Source organism: Coralliovum pocilloporae, from assembly GCF_030845175.1.
Classification (GTDB): Bacteria; Pseudomonadota; Alphaproteobacteria; order Rhizobiales; family Cohaesibacteraceae; genus Coralliovum; species Coralliovum pocilloporae.
In genome coordinates this window covers 623,960-649,180 of the sequence record NZ_CP132542.1, presented here as the reverse complement: position 1 = coordinate 649,180, position 25,221 = coordinate 623,960, and the positions used below count along the sequence as shown (strand labels likewise).

Below are 25,221 nucleotides of genomic sequence, written 5' to 3'. Positions count from 1 at the left end.
ATAATGCGCTTCACCCCTGACATTCTGGACGAGATCCGGGCGCGACTTCCTGTTTCGGAAGTGGTTGGCCGACGGGTCAAGCTGCGCCGTCAGGGGCGTGAATTTGCGGGTCTCAGCCCGTTCACCAATGAAAAGACACCGTCCTTTACGGTGAATGACCAAAAGGGCTTTTATCACTGTTTCTCATCCGGTCAGCATGGGGATATCTTCACCTTTCTGATGGAGACCGAGGGCCTGTCTTTTCCAGAAGCGGTGGAGCGGCTTGCGGATGAAACCGGCGTTAGGCTTCCGAAGGTAGACCCGCATGCAGAGCGCCGTGAGAAGCAGAAAGCCAGCCTGATCGACATTGCCGAGATGGCTTGCACTTTCTTTCAGGCCCAGTTGCGTGCGCCCAGTGCCGCCCCTATCCGCTCTTATGTGCAGCAGCGTAAGTTGACCTCTGAAACTGTTGCGGAGTTCCGTATCGGTTATGCGCCTGATGGGCGGACTGCACTCAAGGAACATCTGGCAGGGCAGGGGGTCAGTGAAGCCGATATGATTGCGGTTGGACTGATTATCCAGCCAGATGATGGCAGACCCACTTATGACAGGTTCCGCAATCGCCTGATTATTCCTATCCAGGATGAAAAAGGCCGGGTCGTGGCCTTTGGTGGCCGGACGCTCGATCCGGATGGCAAACCGAAATATCTGAACTCGCCCGAGACCAGTCTGTTTCACAAGGGCTATCTGCTGTTCAACGCCCACCGGGCCCGCCAGGCGGCCTATGAGGGCGGTTCTGTGGTTGTCACAGAAGGCTATATGGATGCGATCGCTGTCTATCAGGCTGGTATCAAGGCTGTGGTGGCTACGCTCGGGACGGCCTTTACGGAAAGTCAGATCGGCAGGCTCTGGCGACTGTCTGCGGAGCCGGTCATTTGTTTCGATGGCGACCGCGCGGGACTGGGGGCCGCCCACCGGGCTGTTGATCGTATCCTGCCGGAGTTGAAGGCCGGGAAGTCGTTCAATTTTGCGCTTCTGCCAGAAGGACAGGATCCGGATGACCTGATCCAGAATGGCGGGCTTGAGGCGTTTCGGAATCAGCTGGAGCGATCGATCCCCCTCTCGGATATTCTCTGGCGGCGGGAAATCAGTGTTACGCCGATTGATACGCCGGAGCGGAAAGCGGCTCTTGAAAACCGGCTCAACCAGCTTGTGAACCAGATCAAGGACGCGCTTGTTCAGCGGCAGTACCGGATGAAATACCGGATTGAACTGTCCAATCTGTTCTGGACCACAGACCGCAAGGCGTCTGCGCCCGCAGTCCAGGAGGCCGCCTATAGTCTGCCGGTACCTGAAAAGGACAAGGCCATTGATATTGAACGTATTGTTCTCGGCCTTTGTGTGCATTACCCGAATATCTATTCGGACAAGATCGAAGACATCACACTCTATGAGTTCAAGCTGGATGTGCACAATGCCTTTGCGAAAGGGCTCTATACACTGCTGATAGCCTGTGATGAGCTTTCAACCGCGGAGATCTATCAGAAGCTCGACCCGCGTTTCTATGCGGCCCTTGGAACTCTGCATGGTCCGCGCAAGGTTGATGATGACGGCAATGTCGAGGTTTCCGGCGTCATGATTCTGAGGCGTTTTCCCATTCTCAAATTCCATCCGGCCCAGGACTTTATCGTGCGGAGTATGGACTATTTCCTGTCCTACCTCTGTGTCCGGGATATGGAGGGAGATGTGGAGCGGGTGCTGGATGAATGCGCCAAGCGTGAGCCGACACCGGATGATGAGCAGCTTCTGATTTCCCTGACCAGAGATATTCGCCGGCTTCGCGAGGAGCTTGCCCGTGACGAACAGGAACTGGTTGAAGAATCCGGCCTGATCCGCAAGAACTACAAGGGGCAACCGGATACATCGAACCTGATGGCTCTGGCGGCAAATTGACCGGTCGAATCACTTTCCGAATCAGTGCGTCAAGTTCAGGCATAGATCGCTCCAGATAACCGATTCAGATCATTCAGCTTTCACATTTGCGGATTTTCGCCGCGAATCACCGGTTTATTCCGCCGCCGAATCGATTCGGCGCTTGAAGATTTCCACAGGAACGCTAAATAGATTTATTCATGTGGCAAACTGGCGCTGTAGGGAACTGACCCGGCGAATGATAAAACCAGCCGCACAATCCCGGAAGATTTTAACCCGGTTGCTGACCAATCAGCAGGCCGGACGGTAATTATGGGCAACGTTGGATGGCAGGGTTAATCCCCATTTAACGGAGAGAGCGTATCTCTTGCCTGATTGGAACACTTGGATCAGTGCGTCTGGCCTGGTCCTGACGACCCGCTCCTGGCGAGCGTGAGGAGAGATTATGGTGGCGAAGGCGACAGAAAAGGCAGATGCAGGCGCTAATCCGGAATCCCAGGATAGCCCGCTTCTCGACCTTTCCGATGCCGCGGTCAAGAAGATGATCAAGACCGCCAAGAAACGTGGTTATGTAACCTATGAAGAGCTGAACGCTGTTCTGCCGTCTGAAGAGGTTACCTCCGAGCAGATTGAAGACACGATGTCCATGCTGAGTGACATGGGGATCAACGTGGTCGAATCTGACGAGGAAGCGGAAGAGGAAGCTGCGGCTGAGGGCGGCGATCTGGTTGCTGCCAGCTCAACCGCTGTAGCCAAGACGACAACCCGCGAGCCGACTGACAGAACGGATGACCCGGTCCGTATGTATCTGCGCGAGATGGGATCTGTCGAGCTTCTGTCCCGTGAAGGCGAGATTGCCATCGCCAAGCGGATCGAAGCTGGCCGCGAAGCCATGATTGCCGGCCTCTGCGAGAGCCCGCTGACATTCCAGGCGATTATCATCTGGCGTGATGAGCTGAATGAAGGCCGCATTCTGCTGCGTGACATTATCGACCTGGAAGCCACCTATTCCGACCCTCTGGCCCGCGCGGCCGAAGATGAGGATGAAGATGGTGACGGTGAAGAAGGCGAGGCGGCCTCAGGTGAAGCCGCTGCTGCAAGCGGACCACGGATTGTGTCCTCGCAGCCTCAGGACACCAAGGCACAGGCTGCCCCGGCTGGTGACGGCGAAGCGCAGACTGATGGCGAAGGTGGTGAAGGCGAAGACGATGATGATGACATGGAGAGCAATGTCTCCCTGTCTGCCATGGAAGCCGAATTGAAGCCGAAGGTTCTCGAAATCTTTGACCAGATCGCGGACGACTACAAAAAGCTGCGCCGTCTTCAGGATCAGCTGGTGGAAAACCGCCTGCAGAACAAGACCCTGTCTCCGTCTCAGGAGCGTCGTTACAAGAAGCTGAAAGAGGACATCATTGTTGAAGTGAAGTCCCTGTCGCTGAACCAGAACCGTATCGAGGCTCTGGTGGAACAGCTTTATGATATCAACAAGAGCCTGATCGGTTATGAGGGTCGTCTGCTGCGTCTTGCAGAATCCTTCGGTGTCCGTCGTGATGACTTCCTGAAGCAGTATCAGGGCTCTGAGCTTGATCCGAACTGGATTCGTCGCGTGGCCAATCTGGGATCTCGCGGCTGGAAAGAACTGGTTGCCCGGGAGAAGGAACTTCTGAAGGACCTGCGTCGGGAAATCCAGAACCTTGCGACTGAGACCGGTCTCGAAATTTCGGAATTCCGCCGTATCGTTCACATGGTGCAGAAGGGCGAACGTGAAGCCCGGATCGCCAAGAAGGAAATGGTGGAAGCCAACCTGCGTCTGGTGATTTCCATCGCCAAGAAATACACCAATCGCGGTCTGCAGTTCCTTGACCTGATTCAGGAAGGCAATATCGGCCTGATGAAGGCGGTGGACAAGTTCGAGTATCGTCGCGGATACAAGTTCTCTACCTATGCGACCTGGTGGATCAGGCAGGCGATCACCCGGTCTATTGCCGATCAGGCCCGGACCATCCGTATCCCGGTGCATATGATCGAGACAATCAACAAGATTGTCCGGACCTCCCGGCAGATGCTGCATGAGATTGGTCGCGAGCCGACACCGGAAGAGCTGGCTGAGAAACTGCAGATGCCACTGGAGAAGGTGCGCAAGGTTCTCAAGATTGCCAAGGAGCCGATCTCCCTTGAAACGCCAATCGGTGATGAGGAAGATTCCCATCTGGGTGATTTCATTGAGGACAAGAATGCCATTCTGCCGATTGATGCGGCTATTCAGTCCAATCTGCGTGAGACGACAACCCGTGTTCTTGCCTCGCTCACCCCGCGTGAGGAACGTGTGCTGCGCATGCGCTTCGGCATTGGTATGAACACAGACCACACTCTGGAAGAGGTTGGTCAGCAGTTCTCGGTGACCCGTGAACGTATTCGTCAGATTGAGGCGAAGGCGCTGCGGAAGCTCAAACATCCGAGCCGTTCACGCAAGCTGCGTAGCTTCCTTGACAGCTAACATCGGGACGCTGGACGTTTGACGATCCTATCGTGAAAAGGCCGGGTTTAGACCCGGCCTTTTTCGGTTCTACTGCTCAAGTTGCCAGGTGATGGTGACTGTCGCATTGAGGCTCTGTTCGCCTGCTGCAACGGGAACGGAATCCGCAGCGCGCAATGCAGCGACCTCTGCCTTGAAGTGTGGCGTATGCGGTGGGCGTATGTGACCTTCCGAGATGGATAGAATGTGCCCCAGTCTGACGCCTGCGGTCTCCGCATAGAGTTCGGCTCTCTCCCGGGCCTTCTGAACAGCCTTGCGCCGTGCCTCGTTTTGAAGCGGGTCCGGCTCTGCAATAGAGAAGCTGAGATTACCGGCATTATTGGCACCTGCCGAGATGACGGCATCAAGCAGCGAGCCGACCTTGTCGAGATCCTTGACTGTGACGGTCACCTGATTGGACACTATATAGCCAACCAGTTTGGGTGGTTTTGACTGGCCATTGCTGTCGCGCGGATAGATATATTGCGGCTGAATGCTGAAATTGCTTGTCTGGATGTTCTTGCGCTCAACACCTGCTGCGGTAATGGTTGCAAGCGCCTTTTCCATGGCAGCTGAATTCTCTCGAAGCGCTTCTTTGGCGGTTTTGCCTCTGGTCTGAACGCCGGTGGTGAGCACGGCCATGTCAGGCTCTGCCTTGACGGTACCCGTGGCAGTTATGGTCAGGTATGCCGGGTTCTGTTCTTCTGCATGGGAGATTGATGCAGGCGTCAGCAAGGCGCAGACAACAACAAAGCTGCTCAATAAGGATTTCATCTGAAATGCTCCGGTTGTGAATTATGGGTCAACTGTGAGTTTTTTTGAAAGTCAAATCAATGATCTATAGGGGTGTCACAAAAAAATACGACCGCATTGCGACGAACAGGCTTGCCGCCTGAATTGAAGCTTGTATAACCGTTTAATCCCATGGGGGCCTGTAGCTCAGTTGGTTAGAGCCGACCGCTCATAACGGTCTGGTCGTAGGTTCGAGTCCTACCGGGCCCACCATTTCTTATCTCACAACAATTCGCTTTACTCATGATCTCTGACGGGGCGCGCTAACAGCGCGGCGTGCGTTTGCACCTGCGAACCCGCCTTCTCTCATGGGGTGGGCGGCTTATTGCTGATGTCATAAGCTGGTGAGAAACCAAAGATCTGGATGCAACGGGTGAGAAGAGTGATTAAGCTCTCTGGTGAATGCCCTGATCTTGTGCCGAATGGGAAGCTGATATCATGCCTCTGCGCTTTACATTTCGACAGCTTGAATATTTTGTCGCTGTTGGCGAGTACGGCAGCATTTCCATAGCCAGTGAGAAGCTGAACATCTCTTCTCCGTCTATTTCCACGGCAGTTTCACAGCTGGAAAAGGAGTTTGGGCTTGATCTGTTTGTGCGCAAACATGCGCAAGGCCTGCTGCTGACGCAATCCGGTCAGCGTTTGCTGGAACAGGCGCGGGTTATTCTGAAGGAAGCGGACTATTTCAACAATCTGGCTGGCGAAATTTCCGGTCAGGTTCGTGGCCCCTTGTCTGTAGGGTGCCTGCTGACCTTCGCACAGATCATCCTGCCGCGTCTGAGGCGAGACTTCGAGGGCCGTTATCCGGATGTGAGGTTCCGCCAGCATGAACTTAACCAGCATGAGATCTTCAGTGGAGTAAGACAGGCAAAGCTGGATCTGGCTGTGACCTACGAGATTGATATTCCTAATGACCTGGATTTTGTTCCGCTGCTTGAGCTGAAGCCTTATGTGCTTCTGGGAGAAGAGCATCCGCTTGCGGGGCAGGAGGCCCTGACGATTGCTGAGCTGCAGACCTACCCGATGGTGCTTCTGGATCTGCCCCACAGCAGCGAGTATTTCCTGTCATTTTTCGCGGGTACGGGTATCAAGCCGCAGATTGCTGAGCGGACAAAAGACATTGCGGTTATGCGCAGTCTGGTTGCCAACAACTATGGCTATTCGATTGTCAATATCAGGCCTCTCAATGACCGCTCGCCGGATGGGGGGAAACTGGTTTTTATCCCTCTCGCTGGTGATGTCAGACCGGTGCGCATGGGACTTGTTATGACACCGGGGGCCGGTGCCACTGGAACAGTTCAGGCCTTTGTCGAGCATTGTCGTGACATGATCCGCAATAATCGGTTGCCGGCACTTCAGTCAGATGTTGCGGGCAGGCCGGATCTCGCCTGATTTTCGAGATTGGGATACCAGGCTTTTCAGCTGCGTATCTCACTTCAAATCTCTCAGCCTGATGATGGACTCTGATTGAATTGGGCTCTGAATACTGTATTAATGCCCCACATTCGGGGTAGAGGTTGACAGTCGATACAGTTGCAATGGTCGCGTTATAAAGGCCAGCTCTCATCGGGTGGTGCTGCTTCCTGCCACATGTGCGATAAAAAGATTGCCTAACAGGCTTTTACGAGGAAGGCGGAGCACACGTGCTCAAGGTAGAAAAGCTCAGCAAGAACTTTGGTGGGGTTCATGCAGTTAATGAGTGCTCATTTGAAATCAGCAAGGGGTCCATTACGGGGCTGATTGGACCGAACGGGGCTGGTAAGACCACTACATTCAACATGATTGCCGGAGAACTCGCGCCGTCATCCGGGCGCATCATCTTTGAGGGAGAAGACATTACCGGTCTTCCCACCTATCAGATGTTCCATCGCGGTATCGTCCGGACATTCCAGATTCCTCATGAGTTTGCCAAGATGACTGTGCTGGAGAACCTGATGCTGGTTCCACCGCAGCAGCCGGGCGAGCGCATTTTCAATAACTGGCTTTCTTCGAAGTCCGTCAAACGTCGGGAAGATGAAGTCCGGGCTCTTGCAGAGGATGCCCTTGAGTTTCTGTCGATCTCTCATCTGAGGGATGAAAGAGCAGGCAACCTGTCCGGCGGGCAGAAGAAGCTTCTGGAACTCGGCCGCACGATGATGACGGATGCCAAGCTCGTGTTGCTGGATGAGCCAGGCGCCGGGGTGAATCCGACGCTGCTGCTCAAGATCCGCGATATGATTGTGCGTTTGCGTGAGGAGCGTGGCTATACATTCTGCGTCATTGAGCATGACATGGATCTGATTGCAGCGATCTGTGATCCGGTCATCGTGCTGGCGGAAGGCACTGTTCTTACAGAAGGCAAAATGGCTGATGTGCGCAGCAACCCGCAAGTGCTGGATGCCTATCTTGGCGGGGAGGATGCGTAATGGCTGTGCTTGAACTGAATTCAGTCATCGGCGGTTATGGAGATACCCAGATCCTGCATGGTGTTTCGATGGCGGTTGAGAAGGACGAGATCGTTGTAATCATCGGGCCGAATGGTGCCGGTAAATCCACAGCGATGAAATCGGTCTTCGGTCTGCTGAAACTGACATCCGGCAATGTTGTGCTGGACGGACAGGATATCACCAACACCCCGCCGGAGCAGGTGGTGCGTCACGGCGTGTGCTATGTGCCGCAGACATCCAATATTTTCCCGACCCTGAGTGTTGAGGAAAATCTCGAAATGGGTGCCTTTGTGCGGACCGACGACTATCGCCCGCGTATTCAGGAAATCTATGAGATCTTCCCGCCACTGGCCGAGAAGCGTCGTCAGGCGGCCGGGACGCTGTCTGGTGGTCAACGACAGATGGTGGCCATGGGCAAGGCGCTGATGCTTGAGCCGAAAATCCTGCTTCTGGATGAACCGACTGCCGGTCTTTCTCCCAAATATCGTGGCGAGATTTTCTCGATTGTGAAGACCATCCATGCGGCAGGTACGCCTATTCTGATGGTGGAACAGAATGCTAAGCAGGCCCTGGGTATTGCTCATCGCGGGTATGTGCTGGTGGATGGCAAGAACCGTTTCGAGGGAACCGGTGAAGACCTTCTGAATGATCCGGATGTCGGCGAGATGTTCCTCGGTGGCGGCAAGTCTGGCAACAAGAATCCCGACGGGGATGCAAATGGCTGAGTTTATCAATTTCTACTTCATCCCGGGGCTCGTGCTCGGCAGTATCTATGCTCTTGGGGCCATCGGTATTTCGATGACCTTCGGCATTCTGCGCTTTGCGAACTTTGCTCATGGGGAAATCATGACGCTGGGCGTCTATTTTGCCTGGTCTCTGGTGCAGCTGACAAGTCTGCATCCGCTCGCAGTTCTGCCGATTGCCATGGTGCTGACTGTGGCTGTGGCTATCGGTGTCGACAAGGCGTTCTACAAGCCCTTGCGTAACGCGCCGGTCATCATGCTTGTGATTGCCTCGTTTGGTCTGATGCTGATGATCCGGTCTGCGGTGCAGTTCTTCTGGGGTGTTCAGCTCAAGAGCATCCTCCCGGGTATCCAGTTCCCATGGTGGCTGTTTGATACGATCCGCATTCTGCCGAAGCATGTGCTGATTATCGGCTGTGCTGTGGCGCTGATGTTCTGTGTGCATTACCTGCTGACCTACACAAAGATTGGCAAGGCCATGCGGGCCATGTCGGATTCGCCGGAACTGGCGCGCCTGACGGGTATCGATACGGAAAAGGTGGTGATGGCGACCTGGGTGGTTGGTGCCGGTCTGGCCTGCGCGGCGGGTGTTTTCCTGGCTATTGATACCCAGGTTGAGACCATGATGGGCTTCAAGCTGCTGCTGCCAATGTTTGCTGCGGCCATTCTGGGCGGTATCGGTCGCCCCTATGGAGCGGTTGCCGGTGGTCTGATTATTGGCCTGGCGGAAGAGCTGTCCGCTTATCCGTGGATCACAGATGCGCCCTTGATCAACCCGGGTTACAAGGCCGGTGTGGCCTTTGTCATCATGGTTGGCATGCTGTTGTGGCGTCCGACCGGTCTCTTCAAAGGCAAGGTGTTCTGATATGGATCAGCTTTACGGATATATGCTCTATCTGATCGCCCTGCTGACCATGGGTGGAATTTATGCGGTGCTGACACTGGGATTGAACGTCCAGTGGGGATTTGGCGGCTTGTTCAATGCAGGTATTGCCGGGTTCTTCGGTATTGGTGCCTATACATCGGCACTTCTGACCACAGCGCCGTCTGTGCGTCATCTGGGCGGGTTCGAGATGCCCTATGTGGTGGGTTTTGGTGCGGCCATGCTGTTGTCCGGGATCATCGCCTACGGCATAGGCAAGGTCTGCCTCAAGCTTCGAAGTGACTATCTTGCCATTGCCACGATTGGTATTGCCGAGATCTTCCGTCTCATCCTGAAGAACGAGACCTGGGCAACCAATGGCCCCCGCGGTGTGACGCAGATTCCCAAACCCTTTGAGGGCCTGCCTGAGCCGTGGAACCACTTCGCCTTTCTGGGGCTGGTTCTGGCCATTGTTGCTGTTCTTTATCTGATGCTGGAAGTGGTGCGGAAGTCACCATGGGGCCGTGTGATGACGGCGATCCGCGAGAATGAGACCGCCGTTAAGGCAGCTGGTAAGAATGTGGAGACCTTCCGTATGGAAGGCTTTGTTATCGGCTGCATGATCATGGCACTGGCCGGTGCTCTGATGGCCCACTACCTGAAATTTGTCGACCCGAATGCTACAGAGCCGCTTCTGGCGACATTTCTTGTCTGGGTGATGCTGATCATTGGTGGCAGTGCCAACAACAAGGGGGCAATTGTCGGCGCTTTCCTGATCTGGGGAGTCTGGTCCGCTACCGAGATTCTCACAGGCCAGCTGCCGACTGAACTTGCTGTCAGAACAGCTTACGTCCGCATCTTCCTGATTGGTTTGGCTTTGCAGATCTTCCTGCAGAAGTTCCCACAGGGCTTCTTTCCGGAAGTGCGTCCGAAGATCAAGAACAGCCAGTCCTTGTGACCGGCTGTCTTTGAAAGACTGTCAGTGGGGCCCGGGCTTTATCATTGAAGTGAGATAAGTCTTTGTTCCACATTCGAAAAACTGTATATTTTGAGAAACAGGAGAGGAGTTTACTCATGAAATTGTTGAAATCCCTGACTCTCGCAGCGTCAACACTGGCCCTTGCAGCAGCGTCTGCCAATGCCGGTGAAATCAAGGTTGGCTCCGCTGGTGGTGTGACCGGCCCGATTGCCGAGCTGGTTGGCCCAATCCTGGCTGGCCGTAACCTGGCTGTGAAACATGTGAATGATAATGGCGGCCTTCTCAAAGGCGATACCATGACGATGGTTGTGGGCGATTCAGCCTGTGATCCGAAAGCGGCTGTTGATACAGGCAACAAACTTGTCAATGTCGAGCAGGTTGTCGGTATCGTGGGTCCGAGCTGCTCTGGCGCGACCAGCGGTCTTGTGCAGTCTGTCAGTATCCCGGCTGGTGTTGCCGTTGTTTCTGACTCGGCCACCGCACCATCGATCACCGAGCTGAAAGACAACGGCACCGTGTTCCGTGTGGCTCCGTCTGATGCCTATCAGGGTGCTGCTCTGGCCAAGATCGTTTTTGATGCTGGCGTTAAAAGCGTTGCCGTGACGTATGCCAATGATGACTACAATGCCGGTCTGGCTGGTGTCTTTGCCAAAGAATATGAAGCCCTCGGCGGTAAGATCACGGCCAATCAGGCTCACGAGCCGAACAAGGCGTCCTACCGTTCTGAACTGTCCACCCTCGCGGGCGGCAAGCCGGATGCTCTGGCCCTGTTTGCCTATTATGGTTCCAGCGGCATTTCCATCGTTCGCAACAGTCTTGAAAATGGTCTGTTCTCCAAGTTCTATGCGGCTGACGGCATGATGGACAAGTCTGTTATCGAGCAGATCGGTGCGGAGAACCTGAAAGGCCGGATGTGGATTTCGCAGCCTGCGTCTGACCAGTCCAATGCCTCTCACAAGGCTTTTGCTGCTGCTTACAAGGAAACCGGCAATGACCCTGCCGCTCCTTATGCCGCTCATGGTTATGATGCAGCCTTCCTGATGGCTCTGGCGATTGAAAAGGCCGGTTCTGCGGACCGCGCAGCTATCCCGGCAGCTCTGGCTTCTGTCTCAACGGCCCCGGGGGAAGTTATCCGTCCGGGTGAGTGGGCCAAGGCCAAGGCACTGATTGCTGAAGGCAAAGACATCAACTACGAAGGCGCAACCGGTGCTGTTGATTTCGACGGCAATGGTGATGTGGCTGGTATCTATGACCTGATGATCGTCGGTGACGACGGCACCTGGCAGACCCGCTAATCAGCGCACCTGATACAGCAAATTAAAGAAAGGCCCGCAGCGATGTGGGCCTTTTTTTACTGCCCGGATAAGATCCAGTCTCTGACGGCCTGGGCCTTGTCATTCAGCGGAGTGGCCTTGTTCCAGATCATGCAGAAGGCGCTGCCGGAATGGTAGCGGAGGCCTTCTATGCGATGGAGGAGACCGCGTTCGACAAGGCTGTCGGTGACATGCTGCCACCCCATGGCAATGCCCTGGGCAGCCATGGCGGTTTGCAGCACAAGGGCGTAATCGTTCAATCTCAACCCATCTCCTTTATCCTTGTAACTGACCCCGTGGCTGGCGAACCAGTCTGACCAGGTGGGGCGGGGGCGGTAAGGCTCTTCCAGATGAATGAGCTGGTAGTTGAGCAAGTCTTCCGCTTTGCTGATTGTCTCGGATGCGGCTCTGTGGGCAGGGCTACACACCGCGTGGATGATCTCGTCTGTCAACCGCTCGGCCTCATAGCCTGGCCAGTCGCCCTCCTTCCCGCGGCGGATGCCAAGGGTGATGCCTTCGCTGACCAGATCGCCATCCTGATCCGTACATTGCAGGCGCAGATCAATATCGGGGAAGCGGGTTTTGAACTCGGAAAGGCGCGGCACAATCCAGTAATTGGCGAAGGCTGTTGATGTGGATACGGTCACATGCTCATCGTATGATACCTGTGACAAGCCTTCGGCAGACTGCCCGATATGGCTCAAGCCGATGGATACATCCTTGAAGAATGTCTCTCCTGCATCAGTCAACCTGATTACTCGATGCCTGCGTTCGAACAGGGTAACACCAAGGCTTGCCTCCAGTTGCTTGATGGCAAAGCTGACAGCAGGCTGTGAAACATTAAGCTCTGCTGCGGCTTTTGTGAACGAGCCATGGCGAGCGGCTGCTTCAAATGCGAACAGGGATGTCGGAGACTGGATGAGTTTTCGGAGTTTTTGCATAAATTCAATTTATCCAAAGGATCAGAATTTTCAAGCGTCACAAGGACAGCTCGTGCCGTTAGACTGGGTTTTCGTAAAAATGACACAGGGCTGTCACGGGCAGGCCTTCAAGAACGAGAACAGTCATGTCGGATACCAGAGGACGGTCGCGCAGACGGCGCGGTGGAAGTGGAGCGAGTGCAGAGCGGGCCGTGGTGGATGCTCCTGCCTATATCACCCGCAAGATTCCCTATTTCGAGTTTCTCGGAGAGGAAGGGCTGGTTGATCTGGAGAACCAGGCAGACTGGCTACTGCAGGAAATCGGGGTCGAATTCCGGGATGATGCGAGAGCGCTTGAAATCTGGAAGGATGCCGGGGCCGATGTAAAGAGCACACGTGTGCGCCTGCCAAAGGGTATGGCTCAGGAGCTGATGAAGACCATCCCCTCTGAGTTTACCCAGCATGCCTTCCATGAGGGGCGCTCGGTGAAGATTGGCGGCAAGCATACGATCTTCGCACCCATGTACGGGGCGCCATTTGTGCGTGATCTGGAAGGTGGCCGCCGCTATGGCAACATGGCGGATTTCGAGAAGCTTGTGAAAATCACGGCCATGCTGCCGTCGCTGCATCACTCGGGCTTTGTGACCTGCGAGCCCTGTGATGTGCCGGTCAACAAGCGCCATCTGGATATGCTCTATACCCACATGCGCTACAGCACCAAGCCGATGCTGGGCGCAATCACAGAGAAAGAAAGAGCAGAAGATTCCGTTGAAATGGCGCGCATCCTACACGGGGCAGATACCCTTGAGCAGAAATGCGTCATCATGGGGAACGTCAACACAAACTCGCCTCTGCTGGTGGACAAGGTCGCGTCCGAGGCCATCCAGGTCTATTGCGGGGCCAATCAGGGAATTGTCGTTGCTCCATTTGTTCTCGGCGGCGCGATGGGCCCTGTCACTACGGCAGGGGCGATTGCCCAGGCGCTGGCAGAAGGGATGGCCTGCGGGGCATTCAGCCAGCTGGTCCGCCCGGGCGCTCCGTTCATTCTGGGGAACTTCCTCTCATCCATGAGCCTTAAATCCGGCGCACCAACATTCGGCATGCCGGAGCCGGTCATGTCCAACTACATTATCGGCCAGCTGGCCCGCCGTCTTGGTGTGCCGCTCCGCTGTGGTGGTTCGCTGACCGCTTCCAAGGTCCCGGATGCACAGGCTGCATTTGAAAGCGCGGATTCCATCCATTCCACGGTCCTGGGCGGGGCGAACTTCGTGCTTCATTCCGCGGGCTGGATGGAAGGCGGTCTGTCTATGGGCTTTGAGAAGCTGGTGATTGATGCTGACCGCCTGGGGGCCATGGCTGTGGTTCTGAACGGCATCGAAACCAACGATAACGGTCTGGCCCGCTCAGCGTATCACGAGGTGGAGCCGGGTGGTCACTTCCTCGGTTGCGGGCATACGATGGGTAATTACGAGACAGCCTATTACGACGCCAGAATGTCTGATTCGGAAAGCGTTGAGCAGTGGACCGAGATGGGTTCGAAAGATACGGCCCGCCGGGCTTATGAGCGCTGGAACATGTTGCTGGATACCTATGAGCTGCCGGAGATGGATGTGGCCAAGGACGAAGAGCTGAAAGCCTTTGTCGAGCAGCGCAAAGCCTCCATGCCGGACGCCTGGTACTGACCCTGAATTGCAGATGCGGCCAGAGATGGCCTTTTGAAGTCATGAAAGAAGACAGATATGCCTGAAATCCAGAAAGATGAAAGCACTGGCAGCAAGGCTCTGCCGTCCCACGCCAAAGTCGTTGTGATCGGCGGTGGTGTTGTTGGTTGTTCCATCCTGTTCCATCTGTCTAAATTCGGCTGGAAGGATGTTGTTCTGCTTGAGCGGGATGAACTGACGTCCGGATCATCCTGGCACGCGGCTGGACAGATTCACACCATCTCGTCTGATCCCAACATTTCCCGTCTGCAGTCCTACACGATTGATCTCTACAAGGAGATTGAAGAGACATCCGGGCACTCCGTGGGCCTGCACATCACTGGCGGGTTCTATGCGGCGTCCACCAAGGAGTGGTACGACTACCTGAAGCGTGAACGCTCCAAGGCCCGTTATATGGGCCTGCATCAGGAATTCATTTCTCCGCAGGAACTGGCAGAGCGTCATCCGCTGATTGACCCGAAACACTATTATGCGGCTCTCTGGGATGATCAGGATGGTGATCTGGATCCGTCCGGGGCAACCTATGCCTTTGCCAAGTCCGCGCGCGTTCACGGGGCGCAGTACTTCACCCATTGCGGGGTCACCAGCATGAGCCAGCGTCCTGACGGCAGCTGGGATCTGACGACGCCGAAGGGCACGATCAATGCGGAATATGTGGTCAACTGCGGCGGCCTCTGGGCGCGCGAAGTAGGACACATGTCAGGTATTCATCTGCCGGTGCAGCCGATGGAGCATCATTACCTGATCACCGAGAAGATTCCGTTGATTGCCGAGCGGATGGAGAGCATGGGTGAAGCGGGTCGCCTGCCTGCCGGTATTGACTATGAAGCGAACATCTATTTCCGGCAGGAGCGGCAGGGCATGCTGCTTGGCACTTATGAGCCGAAATCGACGCCGTGGAAGGTTGACGGCACGCCATGGGACTTCGGCCATGAGCTTCTGCAGCCTGATCTGGACAGGATTGCCGACCGCCTTGAAATGTCTTTCGAGCGCATCCCGACCATTGGGGAAGCAGGCATCAAGGACATGATCAACGGGCCATTCACGTTCGGCCCCGATGGCAACCCGATGATTGGCCCGGTTCCTGGTATGAAAAACTACTGGGTCGCGGTCGGTGTCATGGCTGGTTTCTGTCAGGGTGGTGGTGTTGGCCTCACCATGGCTGAGTGGATGATTGACGGTGAGCCGTCCATCGACGTGTGGGCTATGGATGTCGCCCGCTTCGGTGAGTTCGCAACCCCGGACTGGGGCACCGTTAAGTCTTCAGAGAATTACGAACGCCGTTTCGTGATGACCTTCCCGAATGAAACCCTGCCCAAGGGACGCCTTCAGAAAACAACAGCGCTTTATGATCGTCTGATCGCCAAAGGCGCTGTTATGGGGCAGGGCTTTGGTCTTGAGAATGCGCTCTGGTTTGCGGATGGTCCGGAAGACGCCCATGAGGATCCCACATTCGAGCGGAACCGGTCACATGATTATGTGGCTCGGGAAGTTGCCGCTGTTCGGGAAGCGGTGGGCGGCATTGAGATTGCCAACTTTGCCAAGCATGAGTTCAAGGGTGAAGGTGCCCGTGCCTATCTTGATCGCGTATTGGCCGGGTATGTACCGAAGACGGGTCGTCTGACCCTGACACCCATGCTGACGGAAAAAGGCCGCCTCTACGGCGATCTGACGGTTGCCTGTCTGGCGGACGATCACTTCATGCTGTTTGGCTCTGGTGCCATGCAGGAGGCGCATCGTCGCTGGTTTGAAAAAGACCTGCCGGAGGGTGTGACCTACGGGAATGTCTCTGACGACTGGCATGGCATTGCGCTGTCTGGCCCGAAATCGCGCGAACTTCTGGCGCGGATAACCCGCGATGATGTTTCTGCGGATGCCTTTAAGTTCCGCGACTTGCGCCAGACCTTTGTCGGTGGTGTGCCTGTTATCCTGAACCGGATCAGCTTCTCAGGTGAACTTGGTTTTGAGATCTATTGCCGTCCGCAATATCTGCTGCGTTTGGCGGAAGCCATAGAGGATGCCGGTGCTGATCTGGGGTATCGCTGGTACGGCGCACGTGCGCTGATGTCCATGCGTCTCGAAAAAGGCTGGGGCGTCTGGACGCTTGAATTCCGGCCGGACTTCAATGCGGTTGAATCCGGTATGGACGTGTTCATCAACTGGAAGAAGGATTTCGTTGGCAAGGCTGCCACTGAAACCTTCCGTGATGAAGGTGTCGAGCGGAAGCTTGTGACCATGACGATCGATGTGGACGGCATCGATGTGTCAAACGACGAAGCAATCCTCAAGGATGGGGAAGCCGTCGGCTATGTCAGCTCTGGCGGCTATGGACATCGCGTTGGCCAGTCAATGGCCATGGGATACGTTTCTGTGGCCAATGCTGAACCGGGAACCAGGCTGCAGGTCGAAATTTTGGGTGAATTTTACGATGCAGAAGTTCTCGGCGGGCCGATCTATGATGCAAACGGTGCCAATATGCGCGTCTAGGGTCAGGACCCCGGCCTCAGTTGGCTAGATAAGAGAAAAGCCGCCCGCAAAACTGCGGGCGGCTTTTCAGTTTACAGAGCAAGTCTGTAACCCGTCAGATATCGATTTCCACGCGGCCGATCGGATTGGAACAACAGGCGAGGATATAGCCATCGGCGATGTCGTCTTCTGAAATACCACCTGAATGAACCATATGAACGTCGCCGCTGACTTTCTTCACCTTGCAGGTACCGCAGACGCCAAAGGTACAGCCTGACGGGATATTCAGGCCGGAAGACCTTGCAATGCCGAGCACTGTGTCTGTCTCCGTGCAAGGCGTGCTGACGTCGGACTGTGTGAAGACGATTTCTGCCTCTTTCTGCTCATCCGGAACGGTATCGTCGATTTCCTCGACCTCCGCCACGGTTTCAGCTGGCGCCCCGAAGCTTTCCTGATTGTAGTTATCCATATCGAAGCCGAGCGCGTTCAGGATATCGCGGACGGCCTGCATGAAGGGCTCGGGGCCACAGCAATAGACTTCCCGTTCCAGGTAGTCCGGTGCGATCATCGACAGCATCACCTGGGACAGTCTGCCACGATAGCCGGTCCAGGCCTGAAACGGGTCATCTTCTTCGACGACAAAATGCAGCTGCAGACCGTGCACACGCGAAGCCATGTATTCGAGCTGGGATTTCCTGATGATGTCGGATGGGCGACGGGCACAGTTCACATAGCAGATATCGGGGTCCTGTCCCCGGTCATAGAGATACTGTGTCATCGACAGGCTTGGCGTAATCCCGGAGCCTGCTGAGATGAACAGGAATTTTCCGTTCGGGCGTTTCGGTAGGGTAAAAACGCCGGCTGGGCCCTTCGCGTTCAGTCGCATGCCTGGCTTCAGGTGATCCATCATCCAGCGTGTGCCGATACTGTCAGGCTGGGCCTTGACCGTTACTGAGATGGAGAGTGGTCTCGACGGTGATGACGAGATTGTATAGGTCCGCCAGACGATTTCACCTGGTACGGGCAGTTCAAGGGTCAGGAATTGCCCCGGCTGATAACGGAACCAGGCACCGGATGGTGCCCGGAACGTGAACGTTGCCGTATCTTCAGTTTCGCGAACCACAAGAGTGCACTCAAGGGCTTCGTCGTCCGACCAGATGGCGGAATCGTCCAGGGTTTCGAAATGTTGATGAAGACCCATTTCGCCTACTCCGCAGCCGCTACATTCAGTCTTCTCATGCCGGAGAGAAGACGCTCGCAGTACCAGTCAATGAACTGGATAACACCGCTTTCCTGGGTTGGAGAGTACGGGCCGGGCTCATAAGCCGGTGAATTGATGCCGCGCTGGTTGTCCTCAACCACGCGACGATCTTCATTATTGGTGGCTATCCAGACTTCTGTCAGGCGTTTCAGGTCATAATCGACACCTTCCACCGCATCCTTGTGCACAAGCCATTTGGTGGTGACCTCTGTTGTGGTCGGGGAAAGCGGGGTGACGCGGAAGACGATGGAGTGATCCGGCAGGAAGTGATTCCAGGTGGTCGGGTAGTTGAACTTCAACAACGCACCCGCATCATTGAACGGAACAGAACCCAGTTTTTTGCTGACGGCTATCTTGCCATCCATCGTGTAGCTTTCCGCCTTCTCCTTCAATGGCATTCTGGCAAGCCGGTAGCGCCCGTCTGCGCTCAGATGGAACCCGGAGGCCAGTCCGGCCTGTTCACAGCGGTCAAAATGTGCCTGAAGGTGAGGAGGTGTTGTGCCGCCCTCGATGCCGGTAACCGCTGGATCATCAGGGAATGTGCGGCAGAGTGCGGGATGGTTTCCACCGCAATGGTAGCATTCGCGGTTGTTTTCCCAGACCAGTTTCCAGTTGCCATTCTCGACGATGGAGCTTTCATAAGCGACCTTGGCATTGCCGAGGTCATGATGCCGGAGATAAGGCCGGGCCAGCTCTGCAAATCGATCGAAGTCCGGGGCATGGTTGGCGAGGCAGATGTAAACAAGGCCTTCCAGCTCGCGACAATGGACAGGTTTCAGACCATGCTTGCTGGCGTCAAAATCAGGACCCATGTCTCGCGCCCAGAGAAGTGAGCCGTCAAGTTCGTAGGTCCACTGATGATAAGGGCAGACCAGTTTTGGCGTATTGCCCTTTTTAGCGGTGCAGACGGCCGATCCGCGGTGGCGGCAGGCATTGTGGAAGGCCCGAATGACCTGATCCTGACCGCGAACGATGATGACGGAGTAGGCACCGACCTGATGGGTCACATAACTGCCAGGCTTTGCCAGTTCACATGCGGGGATCGCAAACAGCCAGTCCTTGTAGAAGATCTCGGACATGTCATAGTCGAAGATGGACTGATCTGTGTAGAAAGGCTGCTCAAGCGAGTGAGCGGACTTGCGATTAAGCAAGTGCATGAAAATATCGGATTGCTGATACATGATCGACCTGATTTTCTGCCGCTACCCCGCGGCAATACAGGCAGGCGAAAGTGAGGGCGCACCGGAAAGACAGGCCGGATCCACGCCGTTCACCGCCACCCGCGGTTGACGTTGACAAACAAGGCTGGTTTCCGGACTTGGACGGGGTCTCGCGACCGACATGGCACCTTCCCGGATTTCCTCAAACCCAGTGGTTTTTGCCACGTTCTGCCCGTCCTTACCGTTGCGGGGGCAGTGCCGGATTTTCACCGGCTTCCCAATTCTCCGCCCGCAGGCGGCACCTTGATTTTCCGGACGTTAGACCGATTCAAAACTGTATCTGACGACAAAAACGACATGATTTAAAATAGAACAGACACCATGTTTCCGACTGTGTTGTGAACCGCTTGGTTTAAATCCGGTCTTCACAAACCGGCTCGACCATGTACAAATCGGAACCTGTTTTCTGTTTGAAAGAGTGTTCGTTTTGACGCTGTCGTCTTCTGTCTCTGAACCACAATATCCGTTGATCCGATCGGTCGGTGAGGCGGCGGTGACCGTTGAGTTTGGTGACAGGCTTGATGAGCGTTGCAACACGGCGGCCATCGTGTTTGATGCGGCCTTGCGGACGATGGCCCTGCCACAGATCCTGGAAACAGCACCTACCAATCGATCTGTGCTGATCCGGTTTGATCCGCTTGACCTGGCTCCACAGACCCTGCGTGGACTTCTTTCAGATTTGCTGTCTGACCGGGACTGGTATGCATCTGAGTTGCCGGAGGGGCGAAGTCTCTGGCGTATTCCAGTAAAATATGGCGATGAGGAAGGGCCAGACCTTGAGGATGTGGCCGCTCTTCTGGGTGTTGAGGCAGAAGACGTGATACATCAGCATTCTGCGGACCGCTTGCGGGTAAACATGATCGGCTTTTCACCGGGATTGGCCTATTGCGGAGCTTTGCCGGAGCCATGGGACTTTGCCCGGCTTGATCATGTCAAACCGGAAGAGCCGGTTGGGTCGATTTGTGTTGCTGTTCGGCAGACCGTTATTTTCCCTATAGCCATGCCAACAGGCTGGCGGCGGATCGGGCTGACACCATTCCGCAATTTTGATCTCCAGCGTGATCCGGTTTTCCTGATGGAACCCGGTGATGAAGTGGCATTCAAGCCAATCTGCAAAGATGAGTTTGAGGATCTGATGACGCGTGTTCTGTCCGGCGAAAGCGTAGTGGAGCGGGAGGTGCTGTCGTGAACCCTGTTCTCCGCGTTTTGTCCGCCGGGCCTGCTGTCAGTGTGCAGGACCTGGGGCGTCCCGGCTATCAACGTTATGGCGTGACCGAAGGCGGGGTGGTTGATGCCTTCGCCTATCGGGAAGGTTCAGCCCTTCTGGGGCAGGCATCAGAGCTTGCAGTGCTTGAGTTTTATGGCCTTGGTGGTCGTTTCCAGGCGGAGTATGGAGCTGTCGATGTGGCGCTGACGGGGGCATGCTTTCGAGCCTCCGTTGATGGCACACCTGTTGTCTGGCGTTCGGCATTCCGGCTTGAAGAGGGGCAGGTGCTCGATATCGGTGGCGCGTCCGGTGGTGCTTATGGTTATCTGTCTGTGGCTGGCGGTTTTGATGTGCCGATGGCCATGGGCGCGCGTGCGACCCATGTAAAGGCGGGGTTTGGCGGGTATCAGGGGCGGATGCTTCAGGCGGGCGATTGCCTGAAGATTGGTGATGGTCCTGCACGATCGAAGCTTGGGGAAGCCCTGCCGGAACCCGGGTATTTCGGACGGTCTGTCATTCGCATTCTCTGGGGTGCGCAGGCGCATTATTATTCAGAGGATGAGCGGGCCCGGTTTCTGGCCACCGAGTTTCAGGTTTCCTCCAAGCGGGACAGAATGGGGGTTCGGCTGGATTTTGCCGCAGACCCGTTCAACACTGAAATGGCTCTGTCGGGAACATCTGACGCGATTTCTCTCGGCGATATTCAAATTCCGGGGGACGGTTTCCCAGCGGTATTGCTTGCTGACAGGCAGCCCACTGGTGGCTATCCACGCATTGCAACGGTGATTGGTGCTGACCTGAATGCTCTGGCGCAATTGCCAAGCGGCAGCCGTTTCCGTTTCCAGCTGGTTGATGAAGAGACAGCACTTGGCTGCCTGTCGCGTTTCAGGGCAGAGCTTGAGCGTTTGCCGAGCCTGAGCACGCCTTTGTTGAGAGATCCGTCCGAGATGGATGACCTTCTGTCCTATCAGTTGATTAGTGGCGCAGTCGCTGATGGTGATATGTTGCCCTGGGACAGGGATTGAGCGCGAACAGAAATGGAATGAAAAGACAATGACATCCTCAATTGATCTGAACGTGGATCTTGGCGAATCCTACGGCCCGTGGGTGATGGGTCATGATGCCGAGATGCTGGATATTGTCACCAGCGCCAATGTTGCCTGCGGCTTTCATGCCGGTGATCCACAGGTCATGGATAAGACAATCAGGATGTGCCAGGCGAAAGGTGTCGGTATCGGCGCGCATCCTGGATTCCGGGATCTGCATGGCTTTGGGCGTTATGAAATCCAGGGTATCCCGCATGATGTTTTGTCGCGTGATATCATCTATCAGATCGGCGCAATCCAGGCCATGGCCCGGGTCAATGGTGCGCACGTCCGCCACGTCAAACTGCATGGCGCCTTTGCCAATATGGCCAGCCGTGACAAGGCCCTGGCGGATATGTATGTGGAAGCGGCACGGGCCGTTGATCCAGACCTTTACGTTGTCGCTATGGCGTCAACCGCACTTGAAAAAGCCACTTTGGAGCAGGGCGGCAATATCGCCCGTGAGGTCTTTGCTGACCGTGCCTATAATGATGACGGAACCCTTGTATCCCGGTCAGTGCCGGGTTCTGTCATTCATGATGCTGATATGGCGGCGGACCGTGTGCTGAAGATGATTGATGATCAGGCGGTCACGTCCATCAATGGTGTGAGAACGCCCGTCAAGCCGGAAACCATCTGCGTCCATGGAGATAATCCGGCAGCGGTTGCCATGGCATCCGCTCTGCGAAACCGACTGGAAAAGGCCGGTATCGCAGTGAAGATGTTCGGAAGCTAGGCCGGTCCTAGTCCTTGATGCTGTTCAGGGCTTCTTCGATATAGAGGGTTCTCAGACGAGTGGCGATAGGGCCAGGTGTTCCGGTTCCTATGTCGCTGCCGTCGATCTTGACCACAGGCATGACAAAGGTTGAGGCAGAGGTGACGAAGGCTTCATCTGCATCCTTTGCTTCGTCCGGGGTGAAGGCGCGCTCTTCAATCGGCATGCCGGTTTCTTTCGCCAGTGCGAGAACAGCCTTACGGGTGATGCCGTGCAGGATATCGTTGCTCAGGTGACGCGTGATGATGGTGCCATCTTTGACGATATAGGCATTGTTGGAACTGCCTTCGGTAATGAAACCATCCTGATGCATCCAGGCATCGTCGGCACCCGCCTCAAACGCAGCCTGTTTCGCCATCGACTGGGCGAGGAGCCCGACGGTCTTGATATCCCGGCGACGCCAGCGAATATCCTCAAGCAGAATGACAGACATGCCAGTCTTTGCCTTCGGGTTATCAATAACGGAGCGTGCCTGAGTGAAGAGAACGAGAGACGGCTTGGCATTTTTGGGGTAGAGAAAATCTCTGTCCGCAGCGCCGCGTGTGACCTGAAGGTAGACGCCGCCTTCTTCCACATTATTGCGTTTGATAAGCTCGTTCTGAATCTCTTCAATATCGGCGTCAGAGGCCGGAGCGGGCATATTCAGCTCATTGAGTGACCGGCGCAGGCGGACCAGATGTCCTTCATTGTCAATCAGGCGGCCGTTCAGGACAGAACTCACCTCATAAACACCATCTGCAAACAGGAAGCCGCGATCGAAAACCGAAATTCTGGCGTCTTCCTCCGGCAGATAGTCGCCGTTCACATATACAATCCTGCTCATAGCATTTGATCCGATTTGTTGCCGTCAATGGGGCTGGTTTAACACGTTTTCGGGCCTTGCCGAGCGTCTTTTATGCTTGTTTGCCGAAGATGGTTTCAAGCCCGTCTGCCAGTATCTCCAGTGTGGCGTCCACGTTGGCTTTTGTCATGATCAATGGCGGGGACAGGGCCAGTGAACTGACAGTGGGAAGCGGGCGGATAATCAGGCCTTTTCTATAGCAGGCTTCAGACAGTTTACCGGGCATTTTCTCGGATGTTTCAAACAGGGTCTTTGTCTCTTTGTCGGTAACAAGCTGAATACCTGCGAGAAGACCCCTGCCCCTGATCTCACCGATATTGGGATGGCGGTCAGCCAGCTTCTGAAGCTCCTGATGCAGATAGGTGCCGACGGTGCGGGCATTCTCAATCAGATTATCCTGCTCAATAATATCCAGAACCGTATTGGCAACTGCTGCACCAACTGGATGGCCGGAATAGGTATAGCCATGGGCAAAAGCGCCGAAAAGCTCGGAGCCTTTGCGCAGAACGTCATGGATTTGGTCAGAAACAAACGCGGCGGAATAGGGGAACGTGCCAGCGGTCAGGCCTTTTGCGGTGGTCATCATATCAGGCTTGATGCCGAGTTCTGGGCAGGCAAACATGCTGCCGGTGCGACCATATCCGCTGACCACCTCGTCAGCGATAATCAGGATGTCATGTTTGCGGCAGATCTCCTGTACACCGGCCCAGTATCCCTCTGGTGGAGTGATGACGCCACCTGCGCCGATAATCGGCTCACCGATAAAACCGGCGATGGTCTCAGCACCTTCTTTCTCAATGGTCTCCTCCAGTTCCCGGAGCAGCCGGGCTGTATAGGCGGCCTCGGTTTCTCCTTCCTGTCCATAGCGATAGAAATGCGGGCAGGAGACATGGACGACGAAATCCAGTGGCAGGTGGAAACCTTTGTGAAAGCCCGGAAGACCTGTAAGGCTGGCAGTGGAAATGGATGTGCCGTGATAGGCTTGCCAGCGGGCAATAACCTTCTTCTTCTCAGGCCGCCCCTGAATGACATTATAGTGCCAGAGTATCTTGATCAGCGTGTCATTGGCGTCCGACCCTGACGATCCGAAAAAGACGTGATTCAGCCCGGCTGGTGCGAGATCCGCCAGGCGTTCAGACAACCTGATCTGTTGAGCGTTGGAAAAGCCGTTGAACGTGTGAAAATAATCGAGTTCGGAGACGGCGGTTTGCATGGCCTCTCCAATTTCCTTGCGGCCATGGCCCACATTCGAACACCAGAGGCCAGCAGTGCCGTCAATCAGCCGGTTGCCATCCTGATCAATCACATGCATGCCGGATGCGTGCTGCATAACGCGGGGGCCGGTTTCCTCAAGCAATTGAATCGATGTTGCCGGGTGAAGAATATTCTGCATAGCAATGATCATCCTGCCTTGGTGCCTGGAAAAATGCCGCATGCCAACGACGGCGTGAGGCACTATTTGGCTAAAATTCAAGCACAGGCGGTGCGAAATGTCTTATCGGCTTTGCGGAAACGGTTGCGCTTTGATGTGGTTTGTGTTTGTTAGGCCGCAGATTATTCGGAAGAGAGCATTATGAAACTGGATCGGATCAATCTCAAGATTCTCGCAGCCCTTCAGGGCAATGCCCGGATTACCAATCAGGATCTGGCTGATGAAGTAGGGCTGTCTCCCAGTGCCTGTCTGACCCGAACGCGCTGGCTGGAAGAAGCGGGATATATCTCCAGTTATTGTGCCATGGTTGATCTGGACAAAGTTGGTTCTTCTCTGACAGCTTTCTTCCAAATCTCGCTGGAAAATCATTATAAAAATGATTTCAACAGGTTCGATGAGGCAATCCAGTCAACGGACGAAGTGGTGGCCAGTTTCATGGTTGGCGCCCGGTTTGACTATCTGCTGCAGGTTGTGGTCCGTGACATGCGCCATCTCAGTGAGCTGTCAGATCGGTTGATCAGTGCGGAAATCGGTATCTCCAAGCTGATTACCATCCCGATGCTGTCCGAAGCCAAGCCGTTCCGTGGTATGCCCGTGGGGATGATTGCTCGCTCTGAGTAAGGTGTTTTCCGAATAATATTCTGAAGTTTTCTGTCCTGACGATGCTCTTGTCGCGCTTCCATCGAAGTTCGGCAGCACATTCGGCCTGACTTGATGCAGGATCTATCTGTCGAGCCTTCATACCCCGGCTC

20 protein-coding genes, 1 tRNA gene and 1 riboswitch are annotated in these 25,221 nt (G+C 55.2%); of the genes, 15 read left to right on the top strand and 6 right to left on the bottom strand.

Annotated elements, in window-relative coordinates:
* Nucleotides 1-3 precede the first annotated feature (3 nt).
* Nucleotides 4-1,932 carry a DNA primase gene (dnaG, locus tag RA157_RS03050; protein ID WP_350335006.1) on the top strand — a complete coding sequence of 643 codons (1,929 nt, stop codon included), beginning with the start codon at nucleotides 4-6 and terminating at the stop codon, nucleotides 1,930-1,932.
* Between the two features lie 424 nt (nucleotides 1,933-2,356).
* Nucleotides 2,357-4,408, top strand: coding sequence for an RNA polymerase sigma factor RpoD (gene rpoD, locus RA157_RS03045; protein ID WP_350335005.1), 2,052 nt, complete (start codon nucleotides 2,357-2,359; stop codon nucleotides 4,406-4,408).
* 69 nt (nucleotides 4,409-4,477) lie between these two features.
* Here rpoD and RA157_RS03040 read toward each other — a convergent pair whose 3' ends face one another.
* The gene (locus RA157_RS03040; RefSeq protein WP_350335004.1) at nucleotides 4,478-5,200 is read right to left on the bottom strand and encodes an SIMPL domain-containing protein; all 723 of its coding nucleotides are present in this window, start codon (nucleotides 5,198-5,200) and stop codon (nucleotides 4,478-4,480) included.
* A 154-nt stretch (nucleotides 5,201-5,354) separates the two neighbouring features.
* Here RA157_RS03040 and RA157_RS03035 point away from each other — a divergent pair.
* From RA157_RS03035 to RA157_RS03005, 7 genes are all read left to right on the top strand, one after another.
* Nucleotides 5,355-5,431: transfer RNA gene (locus tag RA157_RS03035), tRNA-Ile, on the top strand.
* A gap of 225 nt (nucleotides 5,432-5,656) precedes the next feature.
* Entirely contained in the window at nucleotides 5,657-6,610 is a 954-nt protein-coding gene (locus RA157_RS03030; RefSeq protein ID WP_350335003.1) for a LysR family transcriptional regulator, read from the top strand.
* Nucleotides 6,611-6,861: 251 nt separating this feature from the next.
* Nucleotides 6,862-7,623, top strand: a complete 762-nt coding sequence (locus RA157_RS03025; protein ID WP_350335002.1) for an ABC transporter ATP-binding protein — start codon at nucleotides 6,862-6,864, stop codon at nucleotides 7,621-7,623.
* Nucleotides 7,623-8,369: an ABC transporter ATP-binding protein gene (locus RA157_RS03020; protein ID WP_350335001.1), complete on the top strand. Its 747-nt coding sequence runs from the start codon at nucleotides 7,623-7,625 to the stop codon at nucleotides 8,367-8,369. The genes RA157_RS03025 and RA157_RS03020 overlap by 1 nt, the downstream gene beginning before the upstream one ends.
* Nucleotides 8,362-9,252 (top strand): branched-chain amino acid ABC transporter permease, encoded by an 891-nt coding sequence (locus RA157_RS03015; protein ID WP_350335000.1) that lies wholly within the window; start codon nucleotides 8,362-8,364, stop codon nucleotides 9,250-9,252. The genes RA157_RS03020 and RA157_RS03015 overlap by 8 nt, the downstream gene beginning before the upstream one ends.
* Before the next feature lies 1 nt (nucleotide 9,253).
* The gene (locus RA157_RS03010) at nucleotides 9,254-10,207 is read left to right on the top strand and encodes a branched-chain amino acid ABC transporter permease (RefSeq protein WP_350334999.1); all 954 of its coding nucleotides are present in this window, start codon (nucleotides 9,254-9,256) and stop codon (nucleotides 10,205-10,207) included.
* Nucleotides 10,208-10,323: 116 nt separating this feature from the next.
* Complete coding sequence (locus RA157_RS03005) at nucleotides 10,324-11,523, top strand: ABC transporter substrate-binding protein (RefSeq protein ID WP_350334998.1); 1,200 nt, start codon at nucleotides 10,324-10,326, stop codon at nucleotides 11,521-11,523.
* Nucleotides 11,524-11,579: 56 nt separating this feature from the next.
* Here the strand turns inward: RA157_RS03005 and RA157_RS03000 are convergent, their stop codons facing one another.
* Complete coding sequence (locus RA157_RS03000; protein ID WP_350334997.1) at nucleotides 11,580-12,482, bottom strand: LysR substrate-binding domain-containing protein; 903 nt, start codon at nucleotides 12,480-12,482, stop codon at nucleotides 11,580-11,582.
* A 125-nt stretch (nucleotides 12,483-12,607) separates the two neighbouring features.
* Here RA157_RS03000 and RA157_RS02995 point away from each other — a divergent pair, with 125 nt between their 5' ends.
* Together RA157_RS02995 and RA157_RS02990 are read left to right on the top strand one after the other, a co-directional pair.
* Nucleotides 12,608-14,143 (top strand): trimethylamine methyltransferase family protein, encoded by a 1,536-nt coding sequence (locus RA157_RS02995; RefSeq protein ID WP_350334996.1) that lies wholly within the window; start codon nucleotides 12,608-12,610, stop codon nucleotides 14,141-14,143.
* 57 nt (nucleotides 14,144-14,200) lie between these two features.
* Nucleotides 14,201-16,669 carry a GcvT family protein gene (locus tag RA157_RS02990; RefSeq protein ID WP_350334995.1) on the top strand — a complete coding sequence of 823 codons (2,469 nt, stop codon included), beginning with the start codon at nucleotides 14,201-14,203 and terminating at the stop codon, nucleotides 16,667-16,669.
* A 94-nt stretch (nucleotides 16,670-16,763) separates the two neighbouring features.
* Here the strand turns inward: RA157_RS02990 and RA157_RS02985 are convergent, their stop codons facing one another.
* Entirely contained in the window at nucleotides 16,764-17,849 is a 1,086-nt protein-coding gene (locus tag RA157_RS02985) for an FAD-binding oxidoreductase (RefSeq protein WP_350334994.1), read from the bottom strand.
* A 5-nt stretch (nucleotides 17,850-17,854) separates the two neighbouring features.
* Nucleotides 17,855-19,090 carry an aromatic ring-hydroxylating oxygenase subunit alpha gene (locus RA157_RS02980; RefSeq protein WP_350334993.1) on the bottom strand — a complete coding sequence of 412 codons (1,236 nt, stop codon included), beginning with the start codon at nucleotides 19,088-19,090 and terminating at the stop codon, nucleotides 17,855-17,857.
* A gap of 105 nt (nucleotides 19,091-19,195) precedes the next feature.
* Nucleotides 19,196-19,390: riboswitch (cobalamin riboswitch) on the bottom strand.
* 166 nt (nucleotides 19,391-19,556) lie between these two features.
* On the opposite strand from RA157_RS02980, the gene RA157_RS02975 reads away from it, so the two are divergent.
* The 3 genes from RA157_RS02975 to RA157_RS02965 are packed head-to-tail and all read left to right on the top strand — an operon-like array spanning nucleotide 19,557 to nucleotide 22,157.
* Nucleotides 19,557-20,318 carry a 5-oxoprolinase subunit B family protein gene (locus tag RA157_RS02975; RefSeq protein ID WP_350334992.1) on the top strand — a complete coding sequence of 254 codons (762 nt, stop codon included), beginning with the start codon at nucleotides 19,557-19,559 and terminating at the stop codon, nucleotides 20,316-20,318.
* Complete coding sequence (locus RA157_RS02970) at nucleotides 20,315-21,361, top strand: 5-oxoprolinase subunit C family protein (RefSeq protein ID WP_350334991.1); 1,047 nt, start codon at nucleotides 20,315-20,317, stop codon at nucleotides 21,359-21,361. Before RA157_RS02975 ends, RA157_RS02970 begins: the two co-directional genes overlap by 4 nt.
* Nucleotides 21,362-21,389: 28 nt before the next feature.
* Complete coding sequence (locus RA157_RS02965) at nucleotides 21,390-22,157, top strand: LamB/YcsF family protein (protein WP_350334990.1); 768 nt, start codon at nucleotides 21,390-21,392, stop codon at nucleotides 22,155-22,157.
* Between the two features lie 7 nt (nucleotides 22,158-22,164).
* Here the strand turns inward: RA157_RS02965 and RA157_RS02960 are convergent, their stop codons facing one another.
* The gene (locus RA157_RS02960; RefSeq protein WP_350334989.1) at nucleotides 22,165-23,019 is read right to left on the bottom strand and encodes a D-amino-acid transaminase; all 855 of its coding nucleotides are present in this window, start codon (nucleotides 23,017-23,019) and stop codon (nucleotides 22,165-22,167) included.
* Nucleotides 23,020-23,089: 70 nt separating this feature from the next.
* Entirely contained in the window at nucleotides 23,090-24,430 is a 1,341-nt protein-coding gene (locus RA157_RS02955) for an aminotransferase family protein (RefSeq protein ID WP_350334988.1), read from the bottom strand.
* Between the two features lie 180 nt (nucleotides 24,431-24,610).
* Here RA157_RS02955 and RA157_RS02950 point away from each other — a divergent pair, with 180 nt between their 5' ends.
* On the top strand, nucleotides 24,611-25,090 hold the full coding sequence (locus tag RA157_RS02950; protein WP_350334987.1) for an Lrp/AsnC family transcriptional regulator: 480 nt from the start codon (nucleotides 24,611-24,613) through the stop codon (nucleotides 25,088-25,090).
* The last annotated feature ends 131 nt before the right edge of the window (nucleotides 25,091-25,221 follow it).

Excerpts from the sequence above, each read along its gene's own strand:
- RA157_RS03015 (WP_350335000.1), top strand. The coding sequence starts at position 8,362 with ATGGCTGAGTTTATCAATTTCTACTTCATCCCGGGGCTCGTGCTCGGC.
- RA157_RS02985 (WP_350334994.1), bottom strand. The coding sequence starts at position 17,849 with ATGGGTCTTCATCAACATTTCGAAACCCTGGACGATTCCGCCATCTGG.
- RA157_RS02965 (WP_350334990.1), top strand. The coding sequence starts at position 21,390 with ATGACATCCTCAATTGATCTGAACGTGGATCTTGGCGAATCCTACGGC.
- RA157_RS03010 (WP_350334999.1), top strand. The coding sequence starts at position 9,254 with ATGGATCAGCTTTACGGATATATGCTCTATCTGATCGCCCTGCTGACC.
- RA157_RS03000 (WP_350334997.1), bottom strand. The coding sequence starts at position 12,482 with ATGCAAAAACTCCGAAAACTCATCCAGTCTCCGACATCCCTGTTCGCA.
- RA157_RS02950 (WP_350334987.1), top strand. The coding sequence starts at position 24,611 with ATGAAACTGGATCGGATCAATCTCAAGATTCTCGCAGCCCTTCAGGGC.
- RA157_RS02995 (WP_350334996.1), top strand. The coding sequence starts at position 12,608 with ATGTCGGATACCAGAGGACGGTCGCGCAGACGGCGCGGTGGAAGTGGA.
- RA157_RS03030 (WP_350335003.1), top strand. The coding sequence starts at position 5,657 with ATGCCTCTGCGCTTTACATTTCGACAGCTTGAATATTTTGTCGCTGTT.
- RA157_RS03040 (WP_350335004.1), bottom strand. The coding sequence starts at position 5,200 with ATGAAATCCTTATTGAGCAGCTTTGTTGTTGTCTGCGCCTTGCTGACG.
- RA157_RS02990 (WP_350334995.1), top strand. The coding sequence starts at position 14,201 with ATGCCTGAAATCCAGAAAGATGAAAGCACTGGCAGCAAGGCTCTGCCG.
- RA157_RS02955 (WP_350334988.1), bottom strand. The coding sequence starts at position 24,430 with ATGCAGAATATTCTTCACCCGGCAACATCGATTCAATTGCTTGAGGAA.
- rpoD (WP_350335005.1), top strand. The coding sequence starts at position 2,357 with ATGGTGGCGAAGGCGACAGAAAAGGCAGATGCAGGCGCTAATCCGGAA.
- dnaG (WP_350335006.1), top strand. The coding sequence starts at position 4 with ATGCGCTTCACCCCTGACATTCTGGACGAGATCCGGGCGCGACTTCCT.
- RA157_RS02960 (WP_350334989.1), bottom strand. The coding sequence starts at position 23,019 with ATGAGCAGGATTGTATATGTGAACGGCGACTATCTGCCGGAGGAAGAC.
- RA157_RS03005 (WP_350334998.1), top strand. The coding sequence starts at position 10,324 with ATGAAATTGTTGAAATCCCTGACTCTCGCAGCGTCAACACTGGCCCTT.
- RA157_RS03020 (WP_350335001.1), top strand. The coding sequence starts at position 7,623 with ATGGCTGTGCTTGAACTGAATTCAGTCATCGGCGGTTATGGAGATACC.
- RA157_RS02980 (WP_350334993.1), bottom strand. The coding sequence starts at position 19,090 with ATGTATCAGCAATCCGATATTTTCATGCACTTGCTTAATCGCAAGTCC.